Source organism: Colwellia sp. BRX10-4 (assembly GCF_014077465.1).
Classification (GTDB): Bacteria; Pseudomonadota; Gammaproteobacteria; order Enterobacterales; family Alteromonadaceae; genus Colwellia_A.
In genome coordinates, this window is record NZ_JACGVZ010000061.1 from 1 (window position 1) to 3,039 (window position 3,039).

Sequence of the window (3,039 nt, forward strand, 5' to 3'; positions counted from 1 at the left end):
CTCTTACTCAGAGTAAACATCTTATTCAAGACACATTTATTTGTGCGTGAAAATGTCAGACTTTACAATTGCTGTGGATTAGTCTCCACGGTGTACTTCGTGTCGAAAGACTACTTAGGGTTGTATGGTTAAGTGACTAAGCGTATGTGGTGGATGCCTTGGCAGTTAGAGGCGATGAAGGACGTGTTAATCTGCGATAAGCATTGGTGAGGTGATAAAAACCGTTATAGCCAATGATTTCCGAATGGGGAAACCCACTGACATAAGTCAGTATCATTAAGTGAATACATAGCTTAATGAAGCGAACCAGGAGAACTGAAACATCTAAGTACCCTGAGGAAAAGAAATCAACCGAGATTTCGTTAGTAGCGGCGAGCGAACGCGAATCAGCCCTTAAGCTTATTGGGCGCTAGTGGAATGTACTGGAAAGTACAACGATACAGGGTGATAGTCCCGTACACAAAAGCAACCTTTGAGTGAAATCGAGTAGGACGGAGCACGTGAAACTTTGTCTGAATATGGGGGGACCATCCTCCAAGGCTAAATACTACTAACTGACCGATAGTGAACCAGTACCGTGAGGGAAAGGCGAAAAGAACCCCTGTGAGGGGAGTGAAATAGAACCTGAAACCGCATACGTACAAGCAGTGGAAGCCGGATTTAGTCCGGTGACTGCGTACCTTTTGTATAATGGGTCAGCGACTTATATTCTGTAGCAAGGTTAACCGATTAGGGGAGCCGTAGCGAAAGCGAGTGTTAACTGCGCGTTTAGTTGCAGGGTATAGACCCGAAACCCGGCGATCTACCCATGGGCAGGTTGAAGGTTGAGTAACATCAACTGGAGGACCGAACACACGTATGTTGAAAAATGCGGTGATGACTTGTGGGTCGGAGTGAAAGGCTAATCAAGCCGGGAGATAGCTGGTTCTCCCCGAAATCTATTTAGGTAGAGCCTCGCACGAACACCATTGGGGGTAGAGCACTGTTAAGGCTAGGGGGTCATCCCGACTTACCAACCCTTTGCAAACTCCGAATACCAATGAGTGATATGCGGGAGACACACTGCGGGTGCTAACGTCCGTTGTGAAGAGGGAAACAACCCAGACCGCCAGCTAAGGTCCCAAAGTACTAGTTAAGTGGGAAACGATGTGGAAAGGCATAGACAGCTAGGAGGTTGGCTTAGAAGCAGCCATCCTTTAAAGAAAGCGTAATAGCTCACTAGTCGAGTCGGTCTGCGCGGAAGATGTAACGGGGCTAAACTAGTCACCGAAGCTGCGGATTCATAGTTTACTATGAGTGGTAGGGGAGCGTTCTGTAAGCCGTTGAAGGTGAGTTGTAAAGCTTGCTGGAGGTATCAGAAGTGCGAATGCTGACATGAGTAACGATAAGGGGAGTGAAAAACTCCCCCGCCGAAAGACCAAGGTTTCCTGTCCCATGTTAATCAGGGCAGGGTAAGTCGGCCCCTAAGGCGAGGCGGAAACGCGTAGTCGATGGGAAACAGATTAATATTTCTGTACTTCTATATATTGCGAAGGAGGGACGGAGTAGGCTAAACAGGCACGGCGTTGGTAGTCCGTGTGAAAGTACGTAGGTGGTTGACTTAGGTAAATCCGGGTCTTCATTCAACACTGAGATACGAGACGAGACTCTACGGAGTTGAAGCTGTTGATGCCATGCTTCCAGGAAAAGCTTCTAAGCTTCAGATATATAGGAACCGTACCCCAAACCGACACAGGTGGTTAGGTAGAGAATACTAAGGCGCTTGAGAGAACTCGGGTGAAGGAACTAGGCAAAATAGTACCGTAACTTCGGGAGAAGGTACGCTACTCTCGGTTAAACCCTTGCGGTGTAAGCTAAGAGTAGTCGAAGTAACCAGGTGGCTGGAACTGTTTATTAAAAACACAGCACTGTGCAAAATCGAAAGATGACGTATACGGTGTGACGCCTGCCCGGTGCCGGAAGGTTAATTGATTCGGTTAGCGCAAGCGAAGCTGATGATCGAAGCCCCGGTAAACGGCGGCCGTAACTATAACGGTCCTAAGGTAGCGAAATTCCTTGTCGGGTAAGTTCCGACCTGCACGAATGGCGTAATCATGGCCACACTGTCTCCACCCGAGACTCAGTGAAATTGAATTTGCGGTTAAGATGCCGTATACCCGCGGCTAGACGGAAAGACCCCGTGAACCTTTACTATAGCTTGACAGTGAACATTGCTCCTACATGTGTAGGATAGGTGGGAGACTATGAAACTTTGTCGCCAGATGAAGTGGAGTCTACCTTGAAATACCACCCTTGTATGCGTGATGTTCTAACCTAGGGCCCTTATCGGGCTTGGGGACACTGTCTGGTGGGTAGTTTGACTGGGGCGGTCTCCTCCCAAAGAGTAACGGAGGAGCACGAAGGTTGGCTAAGTATGGTCGGACATCATACGGTTAGTGCAATGGCATAAGCCAGCTTAACTGCGAGACAGACACGTCGAGCAGGTACGAAAGTAGGTCATAGTGATCCGGTGGTTCTGTATGGAAGGGCCATCGCTCAACGGATAAAAGGTACTCCGGGGATAACAGGCTGATACCGCCCAAGAGTTCATATCGACGGCGGTGTTTGGCACCTCGATGTCGGCTCATCACATCCTGGGGCTGAAGTCGGTCCCAAGGGTATGGCTGTTCGCCATTTAAAGTGGTACGCGAGCTGGGTTTAGAACGTCGTGAGACAGTTCGGTCCCTATCTGCCGTGGGCGTTTGAGAATTGAAGAGGGCTGCTCCTAGTACGAGAGGACCGGAGTGGACGAACCGCTGGTGTTCGGGTTGTTATGCCAATAGCATTGCCCGGTAGCTACGTTCGGAACTGATAACCGCTGAAAGCATCTAAGCGGGAAGCAGGCTTTGAGATGAGTTCTCACTGGAGCTTTAAGCTCCCTAAAGGGTCGTTGGAGACTACAACGTTGATAGGTCAGGTGTGTAAGGACTGCGAGGTCTTGAGCTAACTGATACTAATTGCCCGTGAGGCTTAACCATACAACACCCAAGTAGTTTTGCT

The 3,039-nt window shown here is 49.1% G+C and carries 1 rRNA gene; it reads left to right on the top strand.

The window, feature by feature from the left end:
* The first annotated feature begins 126 nt into the window (after positions 1 to 126).
* Positions 127 to 3,017 (top strand): 23S ribosomal RNA (locus tag H4J67_RS19635).
* Positions 3,018 to 3,039 lie beyond the last annotated feature (22 nt).